Annotated in this window: 15 protein-coding genes; 6 read left to right on the top strand and 9 right to left on the bottom strand. The window is 64.8% G+C overall.

What is annotated here, in order from left to right:
- From VCS63_RS01490 to VCS63_RS01480, 3 genes are read left to right on the top strand one after another with little or no spacing between them, the layout of a single operon-like run.
- A complete protein-coding gene (locus tag VCS63_RS01490) occupies nt 1-420 on the top strand; it encodes a YeeE/YedE family protein (protein WP_323878078.1) in 420 nt (139 codons plus the stop codon).
- Nucleotides 421-438: 18 nt separating this feature from the next.
- Nucleotides 439-1,674 carry an FAD/NAD(P)-binding oxidoreductase gene (locus VCS63_RS01485; protein WP_323878076.1) on the top strand — a complete coding sequence of 412 codons (1,236 nt, stop codon included), beginning with the start codon at nt 439-441 and terminating at the stop codon, nt 1,672-1,674.
- Nucleotides 1,675-1,683: 9 nt separating this feature from the next.
- A complete protein-coding gene (locus tag VCS63_RS01480) occupies nt 1,684-2,514 on the top strand; it encodes a sulfite exporter TauE/SafE family protein (RefSeq protein WP_104653957.1) in 831 nt (276 codons plus the stop codon).
- A gap of 18 nt (nt 2,515-2,532) precedes the next feature.
- Here the strand turns inward: VCS63_RS01480 and VCS63_RS01475 are convergent, their stop codons facing one another.
- The 7 genes from VCS63_RS01475 to VCS63_RS01445 all read right to left on the bottom strand — a co-directional run bounded on the left by VCS63_RS01475 (nt 2,533) and on the right by VCS63_RS01445 (nt 11,332).
- A complete protein-coding gene (locus VCS63_RS01475) occupies nt 2,533-3,801 on the bottom strand; it encodes a phenylacetate--CoA ligase family protein (RefSeq protein ID WP_042796062.1) in 1,269 nt (422 codons plus the stop codon).
- 28 nt (nt 3,802-3,829) lie between these two features.
- A complete protein-coding gene (locus tag VCS63_RS01470) occupies nt 3,830-4,669 on the bottom strand; it encodes an ABC transporter ATP-binding protein (RefSeq protein ID WP_042796063.1) in 840 nt (279 codons plus the stop codon).
- Nucleotides 4,670-4,858: 189 nt separating this feature from the next.
- Entirely contained in the window at nt 4,859-6,196 is a 1,338-nt protein-coding gene (locus VCS63_RS01465; RefSeq protein WP_084738636.1) for an ABC transporter substrate-binding protein, read from the bottom strand.
- 227 nt (nt 6,197-6,423) lie between these two features.
- Nucleotides 6,424-7,488 carry a branched-chain amino acid ABC transporter permease gene (locus tag VCS63_RS01460; protein ID WP_042796064.1) on the bottom strand — a complete coding sequence of 355 codons (1,065 nt, stop codon included), beginning with the start codon at nt 7,486-7,488 and terminating at the stop codon, nt 6,424-6,426.
- Nucleotides 7,489-7,514: 26 nt separating this feature from the next.
- Nucleotides 7,515-8,444, bottom strand: coding sequence for a branched-chain amino acid ABC transporter permease (locus VCS63_RS01455; protein ID WP_042796065.1), 930 nt, complete (start codon nt 8,442-8,444; stop codon nt 7,515-7,517).
- Between the two features lie 9 nt (nt 8,445-8,453).
- Nucleotides 8,454-9,350, bottom strand: a complete 897-nt coding sequence (locus VCS63_RS01450; protein WP_042796066.1) for an ABC transporter ATP-binding protein — start codon at nt 9,348-9,350, stop codon at nt 8,454-8,456.
- A gap of 5 nt (nt 9,351-9,355) precedes the next feature.
- Nucleotides 9,356-11,332, bottom strand: coding sequence for an AMP-dependent synthetase/ligase (locus tag VCS63_RS01445; protein WP_042796067.1), 1,977 nt, complete (start codon nt 11,330-11,332; stop codon nt 9,356-9,358).
- Nucleotides 11,333-11,501: 169 nt separating this feature from the next.
- Here VCS63_RS01445 and VCS63_RS01440 point away from each other — a divergent pair, with 169 nt between their 5' ends.
- The 3 genes from VCS63_RS01440 (at nt 11,502) to VCS63_RS01430 (ending at nt 13,308) form a co-directional block, all read left to right on the top strand.
- Entirely contained in the window at nt 11,502-12,206 is a 705-nt protein-coding gene (locus tag VCS63_RS01440) for a Crp/Fnr family transcriptional regulator (protein WP_175200351.1), read from the top strand.
- Between the two features lie 63 nt (nt 12,207-12,269).
- Nucleotides 12,270-12,731 (top strand): MarR family winged helix-turn-helix transcriptional regulator, encoded by a 462-nt coding sequence (locus VCS63_RS01435; protein ID WP_063641424.1) that lies wholly within the window; start codon nt 12,270-12,272, stop codon nt 12,729-12,731.
- Nucleotides 12,732-12,882: 151 nt separating this feature from the next.
- On the top strand, nt 12,883-13,308 hold the full coding sequence (locus VCS63_RS01430; RefSeq protein WP_042796070.1) for an organic hydroperoxide resistance protein: 426 nt from the start codon (nt 12,883-12,885) through the stop codon (nt 13,306-13,308).
- An 846-nt stretch (nt 13,309-14,154) separates the two neighbouring features.
- On the opposite strand, the gene VCS63_RS01425 is transcribed toward VCS63_RS01430, so the two are convergent.
- Together VCS63_RS01425 and VCS63_RS01420 are read right to left on the bottom strand one after the other, a co-directional pair.
- Nucleotides 14,155-14,877 (bottom strand): ABC transporter ATP-binding protein, encoded by a 723-nt coding sequence (locus VCS63_RS01425; protein ID WP_042796071.1) that lies wholly within the window; start codon nt 14,875-14,877, stop codon nt 14,155-14,157.
- Between the two features lie 18 nt (nt 14,878-14,895).
- The gene (locus tag VCS63_RS01420) at nt 14,896-16,818 is read right to left on the bottom strand and encodes a branched-chain amino acid ABC transporter ATP-binding protein/permease (RefSeq protein WP_042796074.1); all 1,923 of its coding nucleotides are present in this window, start codon (nt 16,816-16,818) and stop codon (nt 14,896-14,898) included.
- Between the last annotated feature and the right edge of the window lies 1 nt (nt 16,819).

The following is a 16,819-nucleotide window of genomic DNA, read 5'->3' as shown; positions in this document are numbered from 1 at the left end:
ATGGTTGCACTGATTGCTTTCGTGTCGGGCCTGGTATTCGGCCTGGGCCTCATCATTTCCGGCATGGCCAATCCGGCCAAGGTGCTGGGTTTTCTCGACGTGGCTGGCGCCTGGGACCCGTCGCTGGCGTTTGTGATGGGAGGCGCGGTGCTGGTTACGGCGGTGGGGTTTGCGCTTTTGCGCCGCCGCCGCGCCAGTCTGTCGGGCGAGCCGCTGCGCTGGCCCACGGCCACGCGCGTGGATGTGCGCCTGGCCGTCGGCAGTCTGACATTCGGCGTGGGTTGGGGGCTGGCGGGTTTTTGTCCGGGGCCGGCCCTGGTGGCGGCGTCGGCCGGCGTGCCCGAGGCGCTGATTTTCGTGGCCGCCATGGTGGCGGGCATGGCGATATTTTCCGTGCTGGAAAAATTCAAAAGCCGGTAGACCGGCAAGGAGACAGGCATGCCTACAACAGAGACGCAGCGTGATTTCGATGTAGTGGTGGTAGGCGGCGGATCGGCGGGCATAGGCGTCACCGCCAGCCTGTTGCGCCGGCGTCCGGACCTGCGGATCGGCGTCATCGAACCCAGCGACAAGCACTATTACCAGCCCGCCTGGACGCTGGTGGGCGGGGGCGCCTTCGACGTCGCGAAGACCGTGCGGCCGACGCGCGCCGTCATGCCTCGTCGCGCTACCTGGTTGCAGGCCGCGGCGGCGGGATTCGAGCCGCAAGCCAACCGAGTGCGTCTGGCCGACGGCAGCGCCGTGAGCTATCAGCAATTGATCGTCTGCCCCGGTCTGCGGCTGGCCTGGGACAAGGTAGACGGCCTGGCCGATACGCTGGGCAAGAACGGCGTCAGTTCCAACTACCGCTATGACCTGGCGCCCTACACCTGGGAACTGGTGCGCGGGCTGCGGGGTGGGCAGGCGCTCTTCACGCAGCCGGCCATGCCCATCAAATGCGCGGGCGCGCCGCAGAAGGCGATGTATCTGGCCTGCGACCACTGGAAACGCGCGGGGGTGCTGGACCGCATCGAAGTCGAATTCGACCTGGCCGGCGCGGCACTGTTCGGCGTGCCGACCTTCGTGCCGCCGCTGATGCGTTACGTGGAAAGCTATGGCATCGCGTTGGCGTTCAATTCGGCGCTGGTGGCGGTGGACGGCGCCGCGCGCAAAGCCTGGTTCGACGTCAAGGACGCCGAGGGCACGGTGATGCGCGTGGAAAAGTCCTTCGACATGCTGCACGCTGTGCCGCCCCAGGTACCGCACGACTTCCTGAAGAACAGTCCGCTGGCGGACGCAGCCGGCTGGTGCGAAGTCGATCCGGCCACGCTGCTGCACGTGCGTTACGGCAATGTATTCGGGCTGGGAGACGGCATCTGCACCAGCAATGCCAAGACCGCGGCGGCGGCGCGCAAGCAGATCGTTACGGTGGCGGAAAATCTGCTGGCGCTGCGCGAGGGCCATGGCATGCCGGTGAAGTACGACGGCTACGGTTCCTGCCCATTGACGGTGGAGCGCGGCCGCATCGTGCTGGCCGAATTCGGCTATGGCGGCAAGCTGCTGCCCACCTTTCCGCTGGACCCGACGGTGCCGCGCAAGAGCGCCTGGTTCCTCAAGGCGACCCTGCTGCCGTGGATCTACTGGAACGGCATGCTCAAGGGTCGCGAATGGCTGGCTCGTCCGTTGGGCAACTGAGCGACGGTCATGATCGATACGCTGTTGGCCGCCAGCGCGGCGCTGGGGGCGTGCGTGGGCCTGATCCTCGGGCTCACGGGCGCGGGCGGCGCCATCATGGCGGTGCCCCTGCTGGTCTTCGGCCTGCACCTGCAGGTATCGCAGGCTGCGCCCATTGCCTTGCTGGCGGTCGGACTGTCCGCCGCGCTGGGCGCGGTGCTGGGATTGCGCAAGGGCCAGGTCCGCTACCGGGCAGCGGGGTTCATGGCCTTCACCGGCATACTCGTGTCGCCATTGGGCCTGTGGGCGGCGCGCCGCCTGCCCAACGCGCCGCTGGCCATCATCTTTGCCGGTGTGCTGGGCACGGTGGCGTGGCGCATGTGGACCCAGGGCACCAGGCCCGCGGCAAACGCGCAGTCCGCGCCACGCACTCCACCCTGCCAGATCAATGCCAGCACCGGCCGCTTGCGCTGGACCGCGCCGTGCGCGCGCGCCTTGACGGGCGCGGGCGTGATCGCGGGATTCCTTTCCGGGTTGCTGGGGGTAGGGGGCGGCTTCGTCATCGTGCCGGCGCTGCGGCGCGCGACGGACTTGGCCATGCAGGCCATCGTGGGCACATCGTTGGCGGTGATCGCGCTGGTGTCCGCCAGCGGCGTCGCGGCCGCTGCGGCGGGCGGGCACCTGCAATGGAACATCGCGGCGCCGTTCACGGCGGCGGCAGTGCTGGGCATGCTGGCGGGCCGCGCGGTGGCCGACCGATTTCCGCCCCGGCGCCTGCAGCAGAGTTTTGCGCTGTTCGCCGGCCTGGTGGCGGCCGCCATGCTTGCCAAGGGCGTGCTGGCGCTGATCGCGGCCGTATAAGGCCGCGACGGGCGCCGCCTACTCGTACGTGCGGATGTCGTCGATGACCTTGCCGTCGTTGGGCAGCCCGCCCGCATCCACCCACTCCACGTCGCTGCGCAGCTTGGTCACGTCGCGCACTGAGTCCGCGATGCGCTTGCCGAGATCTTCGCCACGGACCCTGGATTCCACCTTTAGCACCATGCGGTCGGAACCGGTGCTGCCGCTGATCACCAACCGCGCGCGCAGGATTTCCGGGTGGCGCCGCGCCACGTCGGCGACTTGCGAAGGATGCACGAACATACCGCGCACCTTGGTGGTCTGGTCCGCGCGTCCCATCCAGCCTTTGATGCGGGTGTTGGTGCGCCCGCAAGGCGAGATGCCGGGCATGACGGCGGACAGGTCGCCTGTCCCGAAGCGCACCAGCGGGTAGTCGGGATTCAGGGTAGTGACCACGACTTCGCCGACCTCGCCCTCGGGCACGGGCTCGCCGGTGCCGGGTCGCACGATTTCGACGATGATGTCTTCGCCCAGCACCAGGCCTTCACGCGCCGGTGTTTCGAAGGCGACCATGCCCAGGTCGGCGCTGCCGTAGGCCTGGTAGCCGTCGATGCCGCGCGCCGCCAGCCAGTCGCGCAGCGAAGGCGGAAAGGCTTCGCCGGACACCAGGGCGCGACGCAGCGAATCCAGTTTCACGCCCAGCTCGTCGGCCTTTTCCAGGATGATCTTGAGGAAGCTCGGCGTGCCGGTGTAACCGGTGGGAGCCAGGTCCTGGATCGCGCGTACCTGCTGCTCGGTCTGGCCGGTGCCGCCTGGAAACACCGTGCAACCAACGGCGTGCGCCGCGGTTTCCATCATGGAGCCGGCGGGCGTGAAATGGTAGGAAAAGCAGTTGTAGGCCAGTTCACCCGCGCGGAACCCCGCGGCATGCAGGGCGCGGGCAAAGCGCCAGTAATCGGCGCGCGCGCTCTCGGGCTCGTAGATGGGGCCGGGAGATGCAAACACACGCATCGCTTCGCCCCAGCCGATGGCGGAGAAGCCGCCGAAGGCTTTCTGCGGCCCGGCAGGCGCGGCCGCGTCGGCGCGGCTGTGCTGCTGGCGTTCCAGCAATTCATGCTTGCGCAGCACCGGCAGGCTCGCCAGCGCCGCGCGCGACGTGATGGTGGCGGGGTCGATGCCGCGCAACTGCTCGGCGATGGCCGGCGCGCGCGCAATGGCCCGGGCGATCGCGCCGGGCAGGGCGGCCATCAGCTCGCGCTCGCGTTGCTCGGGCGCTCTGGTTTCCAGAACATCGAAAAACTGGGACATGGGATCACACCCTCTCGTATGCGAGGAATCACGCCAGCCAGCGCTTGCGCCGGCGGTAGAACTTGTTGTCGCGGAAACTCTTGCGTTCGCCGCTGGATATGCCCAGGTAGAACTCCTTCACGTCCTCGTTCTGGGCCAGGTCGGCCGCCGCCCCGTCCATCATTACGCGGCCGTTTTCGAGGATGTAGCCGTAGTCGGCGTAGCGCAGCGCAATGTTGGTGTTCTGCTCCGCGAGCAGGAAGCTGACGCGTTCGCGCTGGTTCAGGTCGCGCACGATCTCGAAGATCTCTTCAACGATCTGCGGCGCCAGACCCATGGAAGGTTCGTCCAGCAGGATCATGTTGGGATTGGCCATCAGTGCGCGGCCGATGGCCGTCATCTGCTGTTCGCCGCCCGAGGTGTAGCCGGACTGGCTGGTGCGGCGCTGCTTCAGGCGCGGGAAATACTGGTAGACGCGGTCCAGCGCTGCCGCGGTGTCGCTGCGGCTCATGCTGCGCGTGTAGGCACCCGTCAGCAAATTCTCTTCGATGGTCAGGTGGGCAAAGCAATGCCGGCCCTCCATCACCTGTACCACGCCGCGCTTGACCAGTTCCGCCGGCGACAGCTTTTCGATGCGCTGGTCGCGGTACTGGATATGGCCCTTGGTGACGTCGCCGCGCTCGCCCTTGAGCAGGTTCGAGATGGCGCGCAAGGTGGTGGTCTTGCCTGCGCCGTTGGCGCCCAGCAAGGCCACGATCTTGCCTTCCGGCACTTGAAGGGAAACGCCCTTGAGCACCAGGATCACGTGGTTGTAGATCACCTCGATGCCGTTCACGTCGAGCAGCACCTTGGGGGTGTCTGTCGCAGCAGCAATATTGGCGTCGTTCATAAAGGTTCCTGCGGTGTGGCGACTGCCAGTCCCAAGGGACGGCAGCCGGTTCGTATCAACATCCTTTGCATCAGCGGTACCCGCGCCGCATGCCGCGGGCGCGGCTCAAGCGGGGCCGCCGCGGAGCCGGCTTTGCCGGTCCGCGTGCGGCGCCCCTTGGACGGAGGCACCGCAGGTGCTTCGGGGGGACTACTCACACTTGCGGGGCGTGATGTTCTTTTCCTTGGCGTACTTCGCTGCGCCTTCCTGCACCATCGGGTCCAGGATGGTCTTGTCCGACTGATACCAGTCGGAGACCACCTTGAACTTCGCGCCGTCCCACTGCACGATGCGGGCCCAGTCGTCGCCCTTGTGGTTGCTGCACGAGGTCTTGACCGGACGCATGATCTGGCCGAAGCCCAGCTTGTCCAGTTTTTCTTGCGTCAGGTTCAGGTTCTCGAAGCCCCAGCGCACCTGCTCGGGCGTCAGGGCCTTGCCCTTGCCGAACTTTTCCTGCGCGGTGCGAATCGCTTCCACCTGCAGCATCGAAATCATCATGCCGCGGGTATGGGCGATGGTGCCCAGCGTGGTCTTGCCGGTCTTGTCCGAACCCTGGCCCTTGTCGTAGACGAACTTCTTCAGGTCGTCGTAGACCTTGTCGTGTTCGGCGCCGCTATTGTGGATGGTGATGGCGTTGTAGCCCTTGGCGACATCGCCCAGGTCCTTCACGTCGCCTTCGGACCCGGCCCACCAGATGGCGTACATCTTGTCCCGCGGATAGCCGCTGGCCTGGGCTTCGCGGATGGCGGTCGGCGTCATGATGCCGGCGCTCCACAGCAGCACGTAATTAGGACGGGCCTGGCGGATCTGCAGCCAGGTGGACTTCTGTTCCACGCCGGGGGCGGTCACCGGATAGAGCACCAGCTCGAAGCCTTCCTTGGCCGCGCGCTTCTGCAGCAGGGGGATGGGCTCCTTGCCATATGGCGAGTCGTGGTAGACCAGGGCGATCTTCTTGCCCTTGAGCTTGTCCATGCCGCCTTCTTTCTTGGCGATGTCCTGGATCATCACGTCGGCCGCGGTCCAGTAGGTGCCAAGCAGCGGGAAGTTCCATTCGAACACGCTGCCGTCGACCGACTGCGACAAGCCATAGCCCATTGTCTCGACCGGAACCTTGTCGACCATGGCCTTGTCGCTGACGGCGAAGGTGATGCCGGTGGACTGGGTGTCGAAGCCCGACGCGCCGGTGCCCTTGCCCTTCAAGCGTTCGTAGCATTCAACGCCGCGGTCGGTGGCATAGGCGGTTTCGCATTCCTCATACGTGATCTTGACGCCGTTGACGCCGCCATCGCGTTCGTTGACCAGCTTCAGGTAGTCCAGCTTGCCGTCGGCCCAGGGAATGCCCAGGGGCGCGAAGGACCCGGTGCGATACACCAGCAACGGAACGAACTGCTCTTCCGCCGCCATTGCCGGCGTGGCCACGGCGCCTGCGGCGCCGGCTGCGGCCATCAAAGCTGCCGCCAACTTCAGGTTAAGACGCTTCATCTCCATTTACCTCCTGCGTGGTGTTTGGGTCAGTAAACCCTGGGACACCGGGATTGGCCCGGTCTTGAGCCGGGTATTCAGGATGCCGGTTGCAGCGCTCATGCCGCTACTGCCGACGGTGATCAAAACTTAGGCCACTCCATCCGGGCCGCGGCGGATCCGGCTTTGCCGGTCCCCAGCGGCGCCCCCTTGAGGGGGAAGCGCCGAAGGCGCTTCGGGGGTGGGTCTTATCCTTAATGTGGGAAGGGCCAGATGCGCAGCTTCTCCTTGCCGATGCTCCACAGCCTTGCCAGCCCGTGCGGTTCGGCGATCAGGAAGAACACGATCAGCGCGCCGAACACCATGTGTTCGATGTGCGCCGCCGTGTCCACCGACAGCGGAATGCCCAGCGCATGCGGGATGTTGGACAGGGCCACCGGCACCAGCACGATGAAGGCCGCGCCGAAGAAGCTGCCGATGATCGAACCCAGCCCGCCGATGATGACCATGAACAGCAGCTGGAACGAACGCGTCAGGTCGAACGCCAGCGGCTCCCAGGAACCCAGGTGGATGTAGCCCCACAAGGCCCCGGCCACGCCGACGATGAACGAGCTGACCGCGAAGGCCGTGAGCTTGGCGTACATGGGGCGGATGCCGATGACGGATGCGGCCACGTCCATGTCGCGGATCGCCATCCACTGGCGGCCGATGGCGCCGCGCACCAGGTTCTTGGCCAGCAGGCTGAAGATGACGACCAGGATCAGCACGAACAAGTACTTCTCCAGCGCGCTCTGCACCGGCAGGCCGAAGGCCGTCAGCGGCGGCACCGAGACGTTCCCCGATGACGAGTAGTTCGTGAAGAAAGGGATGCGCAGGAATGCCCAGTCCACGAAGAACTGTGCGGCCAGCGTCGCCACCGCCAGGTACAGGCCGCGGATGCGCAGGCTGGGTATGCCGAAGATCACGCCCACGATGGTGGCGAAGAAGCCGCCCAGCAGGATCTGGATAATCAGCGGCATGCCGGGAAAGCGCACGCCGAAGTTCCAGGCGGCATAGGCGCCCACCGCCATGAAGGCGCCCGTGCCCAGCGAGATCTGGCCGCAATAGCCCACCAGGATGTTCAGGCCCACGGCGGCCAGCGCCAGGATCAGGAACGGGATCAGGATGGCGCGCAGCAGGTAGTCGCTCGCCATGGCCGGGATGGCGACAAATGCCACCGCCAGCAGCAGCCAGATGAAGATGCGGTCCTGGCGGATCGGGAAGATCTGCTGGTCAGCGCGATAGCTGGTCTTGAATTGGCCGTTTTCGCGATAGAACATGTTTTTATCCTAGAGGGCCTGTGGGCTCAGACACGGTCGATGATCTTCTCGCCGAACAGCCCTTGCGGACGGAACAGCAGGAACACCAGCGCCAGCACATAGGCGAACCAGATTTCGATACCGCCGCCCACCAGCGACCCCAGATACACCTCGGACAGCTTTTCCCCCACGCCGATGATCAGGCCGCCCAGGATGGCGCCCGGCACCGAGGTCAGGCCGCCCAGGATCACCACCGGCAGCGCCCGCAGCGCAGCGGTGGACAGGGTGAACTGCACGCCGAATTTCGAGCCCCAGATGATCCCGGCCACCAGCGCCACCAGCCCGGCCACGCTCCAGACGATCACCCAGATGCGGTTCAGCGGAATGCCGATGGACTGCGCGGCCTGGTGATCGTCGGCCACCGCGCGCAGGGCGCGGCCGGTCGAGGTGTACTGGAAGAACAGGGCCAGCGCGGCCACCAGCAGGGCGGCGATCACCGCCGCCGTGAGGTCTTCCAGGTTGATCAACAGCCCGCCCTCGAAGACCGAGTCCAGGATCATCAGCGGATCCTTGGGCATGCCCACGTTGATGGAGTACACCGAGCTGCCGAACGTGATCTGGCCCAGGCCGTCCAGGAAGTAGCTGATGCCCAGCGTGGCCATCAGCAGGGTGGTGGCTTCCTGGTTGACCAGGTGGCGCAGCACGAAGCGTTCGATGGCGACTGCCAGCAGGAACATCACGATGGCGCTGACGATGAAGGCCAGCACGTTGGCCAGGATCATGTTGTCAAAGCCAAACCAGCGCGGCAGCCACTCGGAGAAGCGGGCCATGGACAGCGCGGCGACCAGCACCATCGCGCCCTGCGCAAAGTTGAAGACGCCGGATGCCTTGAAGATCAGCACAAAGCCCAGGCCGATCAGCGCATACAGCATGCCGCTCATCAGGCCGCCGAGTAAGGTCTCTAGAAAAAATCCCATGTCCGCTTCCTAGTTCAGCGTTGCCGGCTTGCTTTCTCCCTCCCCCATGGGGGGAGGGTTAGGGGAGGGAGCTCCCTCCCGCGCAGGCGCGTCCTTGGCGACGGCGGCTTCGCCGCCGACGCCGAGGTAAGCGCGGATGACGTCTTCGTTTGCACGGACCTCGTCCGGCTTGCCATCGCCGATCTTCTTGCCGTAGTCCAGCACCACCACGCGGTCCGAGATGTCCATGACCACGCCCATGTCGTGCTCGATCAGCACGATGGTGGTTCCGAACTCGTCGTTCACATCCAGGATGAAGCGGCTCATGTCCTGCTTCTCTTCAATGTTCATGCCGGCCATGGGCTCGTCCAGCAGCAACAGGCGCGGTTCCATCGCCAGCGCGCGGCCGAGGTCCACGCGCTTTTGCAGGCCGTAGGGCAGGCGGCCCACAGGTGTCTTGCGGTAGGCCTGGATTTCCAGGAAGTCGACGATGTTCTCGACGAACTCGCGGTGCTTGATTTCTTCGCGCTCGGCCGGGCCCAGGCGGAAGGCTTGGGCCAGCAACCCGCACTTCATGCGCAGGTTGCGGCCGGTCATGATGTTGTCCAGCACGCTCATGCCCTTGAACAGCGCCAGGTTCTGGAACGTGCGCGCGATGCCCATTTCGGCGGCGCGGCGCGGGTTCATGCGCGAGAAGCGCTCGCCGCGGAATTCGATGCCGCCTTGCTGCGGGGTGTAGACGCCGTTGATGACGTTGAGCATCGAGCTTTTGCCGGCGCCGTTGGGGCCGATGATCGCGCGGATCTCGTGCTCGCGCACATTGAAGGAAATGTCCGTCAGCGCTTTCACGCCGCCAAAGGACAAGGAGATGTTCTGCATGTCCAGCATAACGTCGCCGATGCGCTGGTCGCGGTCGTTGTTGCTCATGATCTCTACGCGGCTCGGGCGGTTATGGCGGGAAAGGTCTTGACCGGGCGGATCTTTAGGTCCGCCGAGATCTTGCCGGATCGTCCGTCTTCGAATTTCACCTCGGTCTCGATGAACTGCGACTGCTTGCCGCTGAAGAGCGCGTCGATCAGCACGCCATACTTCTGGGCGATGAAGGCGCGGCGGACCTTGCGCGTGCGGGTCAATTCGTCGTCATCCGGATCCAGTTCCTTATGCAGGATGAGGAAGCGGCTGATCTGCGACGCGGCCAGCTTGGGATCGGTGGCCAGATCGGCGTTGACCTGCTCCACGCAGTCGGCGATCAGTTGGTAGACCTCGTCCTTGGATGCCAGGTCCGTGTAGCCGGCATAGGGCATGCCACGGCGCTCGGCCCAGTTGCCCACGGCTTCGAGATCGATATTGATGAAGGCGCAGACATCCTCGCGGTTCGCGCCGAACGCGACCGCTTCCTTGATGTGCTGGAAGAACTTGAGCTTGTTCTCGATGTACTTCGGCGCGAACAGGCTGCCGTTGGCGAGCTTGCCGACGTCCTTGGCGCGGTCGATGATCTTCAGTTGGCCGTCGGTGTCGAGATATCCCGCGTCGCCCGTGTGGAACCAGCCGTCAGCGCTGCGCGCCTCGGCGGTCGCCTCGGGGTTGCGGTAGTACTCCTTGAACAGGCCAGGGCTCTTGACCAGGATCTCGCCGTTGTCGGCCACGCGGATCTCCACGCCGTCCACGGGCGGGCCCACGGTGTCGTCGCGCACCTGACCGTCGGGCTGCACGCAGACGAACACCGAGGTTTCGGTCGAGCCGTAGAGCTGCTTGAGGTTGATGCCGATGGACCGGTAGAACACGAACAGGTCGGGGCCGATGGCCTCGCCCGCGGTGTAGGCCACGCGCACGCGGCTCATGCCCAAGGCATTGCGCAGCGGGCCATAGATCATCACGTTGCCCAGCGCGTAGCGCAGGCGGTCCCAGGCGCCGACCTGCTCGCCGTCCAGAATCCGGGCGCCGACGCGGCGCGCAAGTTTCATGCAGGCCGCGAACAGCTTGCGCTTGATCAGTCCCGCGTCTTCCATGCGGATCATGACGTGCGTCAGCAGGCCTTCGAGCACGCGCGGCGGCGCAAAGTAATAGGTGGGTCCGATGTCGCGCATGTCGATCGACACGGTGTCGGGCGATTCGGGATGGTTCACGGTGAAGCCGGTCACCAGCAGCTGCGTGTACGAGAACATGTTCTGGCCGATCCAGGCGGGCGGCAGGTAGGCCAGCACGTCTTCCTGGTCGGTCAGCTTTTCCATCTCGGAAACGGCGCGCGCGCGGTCGATCAGCGCATGGTGCGTGAGCACCACGCCCTTGGGCTTGCCCGTGGTGCCCGACGTATAGAACATGGCAGCCGGGTCTTGCGGCTGCACGGCGGCGACGGCCTGGTCGAAGAAGCCCGGATGCTGCTTGGCGTATTCGCGGCCCAGTTCTTCCAGTTGGTCGTACGAACGCAGCATGGGGTCGGAGTAATGGCGCAGGCCGCGCGGATCGTCGTACACCACATGTTTGAGCGCCGGACATTGCTCATGGACCTCGAGCATCTTGTCGACCTGTTCCTGGTCTTCGACGATGGCTACGCTGATCTCGGCGTCTTGCAGCACATAGACCATTTCCTGGGCGACGGCGTCCTGGTAGAGCGGAACGGGTATCGCGCCCAGCGATTGCGCGGCCATCATGGCCATGTACAGACGCGGGCGGTTCTCGCCGACCACCGCTACGTGCATGCCGGGCTTGATGCCCAATGCGGCCAGGCCATGAGCGACGTGCCGGACATGTTCCGCCACTTCGGACCACGTAAGGGTTTGCCAGATCCCCAGATCTTTTTCGCGCATGGCGGGCCGCGACCCGCGAACGCTGGCATGCGTGAACAGCAGCGCCGGAAAGGTGTCCGGCGCCGCCGGCATCCGTGCGGATGCGGGCGGTGTATGTGCCACGATGTCTCCTCCGGTTTGGGCGCATCGGGCCAGGAGTCCGCATGGGCGGCAGTGGCGATGGAGCGCTTGACCAGTTGGTTTTAGATTTACGGCAGGAGTTAAGGTATAAGGTTGGGTTGCTACCAACTGTCACCATCGCGACATTCAAGGAACTTTTAGGGTATTCCCGATGCAGCTATCCGACTCCCTGCAACTCGCCGCGGCCTGGTTTCGCGTGCTCAGCCGCGATCAGCAAGAGCGCGTCGAGCGGGACCTTTCCGTGCAGCAGGTCGTTGCCGGGTCGATCATAGAGCGCAAAGGTGAACTCGCACAGGCTTGGATTGGTGTTCTGGCGGGACTGGTCAAGGTTTCGGTGGGCAACGCCGAGGGCAAGGTGGCGTCGCTGACCGGCGTGCCGGCGGGCGGCTGGATAGGCGAGGGCTCACTGCTAAAGCGCGAGATCCGCAAGTACGACATCGTTGCACTGCGGGATTCGGTGGTGGCGCGCCTGCCGGCCCCCACGTTCGACTGGCTGCTGGACACCAGCATCCCGTTCAACCGTTATCTGCTGCATCAATTGAACGAGCGCGTGGCGCAATTCATCGGCAAGGCGGAGTACGACCGCCTGCTGGATCCCGACGCGCGCGTGGCCCGTTGCCTGGCCGAACTCTTCAACCCTTTGCTGTATCCCGGAATGGGCATGCGCCTGACGATTACGCAGGAAGAGGTAGGCTATCTGGCCCGGGTGTCGCGCCAGCGCGCGAACCAGGCACTGCGCAAGCTGGAAGAGGCCGGCCTGCTCAATGTGGAGTACGGCGCGGTCCGGGTGCTGGATCTGGACGGTCTGAAACAATACGGGTCGGACCGCGCCGCGGCCGAAGGGGAGCCGGCGTAGACGCCGGCGGTTGCGTCGAAAAAAACGCTTGACGATAAATAGCGCACTATTTAATATTGCGCAATGAAACCCAGATCCAAAGCCAAAGCCGCATTCAATCCGCTGCTGCTGGACAGCCAACTGTGCTTCGCCTTGTACTCGACCTCGCTGGCGATGAACAAGGTGTACCGCAAGTTGCTGCGCGGGCTGGACCTGACCTACCCGCAGTACCTGGTGATGCTGGTGCTGTGGGAGGGCGACGAGATTACGGTGACGGATATCGGCGATCGCTTGTTCCTGGATTCCGCCACGTTGACGCCGTTGCTCAAGCGGCTGGAAGCGGCGGGCCTGGTGACCCGCAAGCGGGCGGTGAATGACGAGCGCCAGGTGATTGTGGGGCTGACCCGCCAGGGGCGCGAACTGCGCGCGCAGGCGCAGGCCGTTCCGCATTCCATCGCGAACGCTGCGCAGTGTTCGCTCGAAGAGGCGCAGGGCATGATGAAAACACTGCACGCGTTGCGGGAGAAGCTGACCGCAAGTCTTTGACGGGTGACGTGGCGGGCAATGCCCGCTATTGTTAGATCATATAAGTAGTGCGCTATTCAATATTGCACTATTTAATTAGTAAGGGTCGCAGCGGGATGGTCCCGCCGGGCCTGGCAGTCCAACCTCCACTTTCCCTTGAAGGAAACGCATCATGTCTATCGAAAAAGTGCTGTACCGCGCCCATGCGCACGTTACTGGCGGCCGTGAAGGCACGGGAGCCTCGGACGACGGCAACCTGAACGTCAAGCTGACCACACCGAAAGAGCTGGGCGGCGCGGGCGCGGCAGGCACCAATCCGGAGCAATTGTTCGCGGTGGGCTATTCCGCGTGCTTCATGGGCGCCATGAAATTCGTCGCCGGTCGCGACAAGATCGCCATGCCGTCGAATGCGACGATCGACGGCGCTGTCGGCATCGGTCCGATTCCTACGGGGTTCGGGATCGAAGTCGAATTGAAGATTTCGTTGCCGGGGATGGAGCGAGCCGAAGCGGAAAAGCTGGTCGCTGCGGCGCATATCGTTTGCCCTTATTCGAATGCTACGCGGGGCAATATTGACGTGACGTTGACGATTGTTTGATCGTTGATGGGTTGTTGATGTTCTGGTGGCGGGTGAGCTGCATAGGCCGCCCGTCGGCGCGGGCGCTGTGGTGACGGGCGCCCACGATTGCGGTCCGGCGCGCAGGCGCCGGACTACCCCTTTCTCATCCTCGTCCAGGCCTTCGGCCTTCCCTTCGGATTCCGTCGGGCGCATCGAGGTTGCTCGCCGCCACAGCGCCCGCGCCGACGGGCTACGTACGTCTTGGTTCGCTGCACTGCTAGATTCGTGGTCAGTGCCGAGGCTTGTCCTGCCCGTACTTTACGGCCGCGCGGGCGGCCGTAAAGTACATACGCAAACTTTTGAATTTCGATGGTAGTCGCTGGCGCGAATGCAGGCAGCCGCTTGCTGATGGCATCGCCGTCCGGTGGGTGGGGCGGTGATGGGCGGCGCGCGGTGGGCGGTGGCTTGCTTATGCAGCGCGTCTTGCGCGAGCCGCCCATCCGACAACCCTGACACCGCAGCCACTGCGCGCAGCGCCATCCCGCGACGCAAGACACCGCGTAAGCCCCAGAAGGCCGCCCGCGCGGCCGGCCTGGGGCGGGCCCCGCAAGACACGCCACCACACCCCGATGCGGAAAAAAACGCCAAGCACACAGCTCGCCCCAGCGCCCGTGAAGATTCAGACAGCGCAGCCTGCCGCGTCGGGGACTCGCGCTGCGCGGGGCGTCGATAAGCCCGAGGGAATCCGAAGGCAGTCGCCGGAGGCGACAACGAGGATGACAAAGGGGAAGTCCGGAGCGAAGGCTCCGGACCGCAATCGTTGCCCCGCGCAGCGCGAGTCCCCGACGTGGCAGGCGTCAAAAGAACGCCAACAACGCCATCCCTCTAATGCGACCCCCCCAAGTAAGCCGCAACAACAGCCGGATCATGCTTCAACTTCTCCGCACTCCCATGCACCGAAATCCGCCCGTTCTCCAACACATACCCATAATCCGCCACATTCAACGCAGCAGCAGCAAACTGCTCCACCAGCAGCATCGTCACCCCTTCTTCCTTGAGCCGCGCAATGATCCGGAACACTTCTTCCACAAGGATCGGCGCCAGCCCCATTGAGGGCTCGTCCAGCAGCACCAGTTCCGGATTCAGCATCACCGCACGCGCCATGGCCAGCATCTGCTGTTCGCCTCCGGACAGCGTGCCGGCGAGCTGATCGCGCCGTTCCTTCAGGCGCGGAAACAGATCCATGGCGCGGCCCAGGTCGGACTGCACGTCGCCTTTCGGCCGGCTGCCGGTCAGGCGCGGGAATGCGCCCAGCAGCAGGTTGTCGGTGACCGACAGCGTCGGGAAAACGCGCCGGCCTTCGGGCGAATGCGCCAGGCCCAGCCGCGCGATGCGATGGGACTCCAGGCCGTCGATGCGCTTGCCGCTCAGCGTGACTTCACCCGCGGTGGGACGGATCATGCCCGAGAGCGCCCGCATCGTGGTGGTCTTGCCGGCGCCGTTGGAGCCGATCAGCGTCACCACCTTGGCCTTGGGCACCTCCATGCTGATGCCATGCAGCACCTTTACCTTGCCGTAGCCTGCTTCCAGATTCTTGATCGATAGCATCTCTATGTCCCCTTGGCGTCAGGCGGGCGCGCCGCCCAGATACGCCTCGATGACCTTGGCGTTGCTTTGCACTTCATTGGGCAGGCCCTCGGCGATCTTCTGGCCGAAGTCCAGCACGGACACGGTGTCGCACACCCCCATCACCACGTCCATATGGTGCTCGATGAGTATCAGCGTGATGCCGTGGTCGCGCACCTTGCGGATGATGGCCAGTAGCTCGACGATGTCGGGTGCCGTCAGGCCGGCCGCGGGTTCGTCCAGCAGCAGCAATTGCGGGTCCAGCGCCAGCGCGCGGGCGATTTCCAGCAGGCGCTGCTTGCCATAGGGCAGGTTGCGTGCTTCCTCGCTGGCCAGGGACTCCAGGCCGACGAACTCCAGCAACGCCATGGCGCGGGCACGAGCACCTTGTTCCTCGCCCTTCCACTTGGACGTGCGCAGCGCGATGCCGGCCAGGCCGGTCGTGAAGGTATGGTGCAGGCCGACCAGGACGTTCTCCAACGCCGTCATTTCGCCAAACAACTGCACGTTCTGGAAGGTGCGCGCGATGCCGTTCTCGGCGATGTCGGCCGGGGTCAGGCCGACCAGCGATTTGCCTGAGAACTCCACGGCGCCGGCGGTCGGTACGTAGATGCCCGTCAGCACGTTCATCATGGTGCTCTTGCCGGATCCGTTGGGGCCGATCAAGCCATGGATGGTGCCGCGCTTGACGGTCAGGTCCACCTGGTTCAGCGCTTTCAGGCCGCCGAACTGCATCAGCACCCCCTTGGCCGCCAGCAGCGTGTCGCCGTTGCCCTTGGCCGCGTCGGGTACCGCTTCCTGCGCCTTGACCAGATCCGATTTGACCGAAAGCGCGGCGCGGCGATTGGAGAAGAACAGGTTGCGCACGAAGCCCACGATACCGTCGGGCAGGTAATACACCACGAACAGGATCATGGCGCCGAAGATGGTCAGGCGCCAGTCGGTAACTGCGTCCAGCCAGTAGGAGAACACCGCCAGCAGGATGGTGCCGATGACCGGCACGGCGACCCGGCGCGGTTCGGTGCGGCCCTTGGAGATGGCGATTGCGCTGCCCACCGTGACCAGGATGGCCACGCCCAGCGCGATCAGCCTGAAGGTCGAAATGTCGTCCAGCATCTTGGGCAGCAGCACGATGATGGAAGCGCCCAGCAGCGCGCCGGTGCGGCTCTTGCGGCCGCCCATGATGATGGCCAGCAGGAACAGGATGGTCAGTTCGAAGTTGTAGGTGTTGGGCGAGATGTACTGTTCCGAATACGAGTACAGCGCCCCGGCCAGGCCGGCGAAGCCGGCGCTGATGACGAAGGCGAATACCTTGTGCCGGTAGACCGATACACCCATGCAGTCCGACGCGATCGGACTGTCGCGCAGCGCCTCGAACGAGCGGCCCAGGTGCGACTTCAGGATGCGGTGCACGACGATCAATGACAGCACCAGCAACGCGGCGACCAGCCAGAAGTATTCGCTCTTGGTCAGCACGTGCCCGGCAATGGCCGGCTTGGAAATCTTGATGCCCAGAGGGCCTTCGGTGAGGAAGGTCATCTCGTTGATCAGGATCTGGATGATCGTGCCAAACGCCAACGTCACCATGGCCAGGTACGGCCCGGTGACCCGCAGCGCCGGTAACGCCAGCACAGCGCCGAAGGCGGCCGCGATCAGGATGGCGGCGGGCAGGATGACCCAGATAGGCATCTGCAGGTGGAAGAACAGCACGCCAGCGACATACGAGCCGATGCCGAAGAGGCCGGCATGGCCCAGGGACACCTGGCCTGTATAGCCCACCACGATGTCGAGCCCGAACAGCAGGATCGAATAGATCATGATGGTTTCGATGAGGTGCAGGTAGTACGTGTTGGTCACGCCCAGCGGCACGGCGGCCAGGCAGGCCACGGCTACGATGGATAGGAAAAGGTGCAAGGGTTTCATC

The sequence above is a fragment of the Achromobacter sp. D10 genome (genome assembly GCF_035282245.1).
In the GTDB taxonomy this organism is placed as follows: domain Bacteria; phylum Pseudomonadota; class Gammaproteobacteria; order Burkholderiales; family Burkholderiaceae_B; genus Achromobacter; species Achromobacter insolitus.
This window is presented reverse-complemented; position numbering and strand designations above follow the sequence as displayed.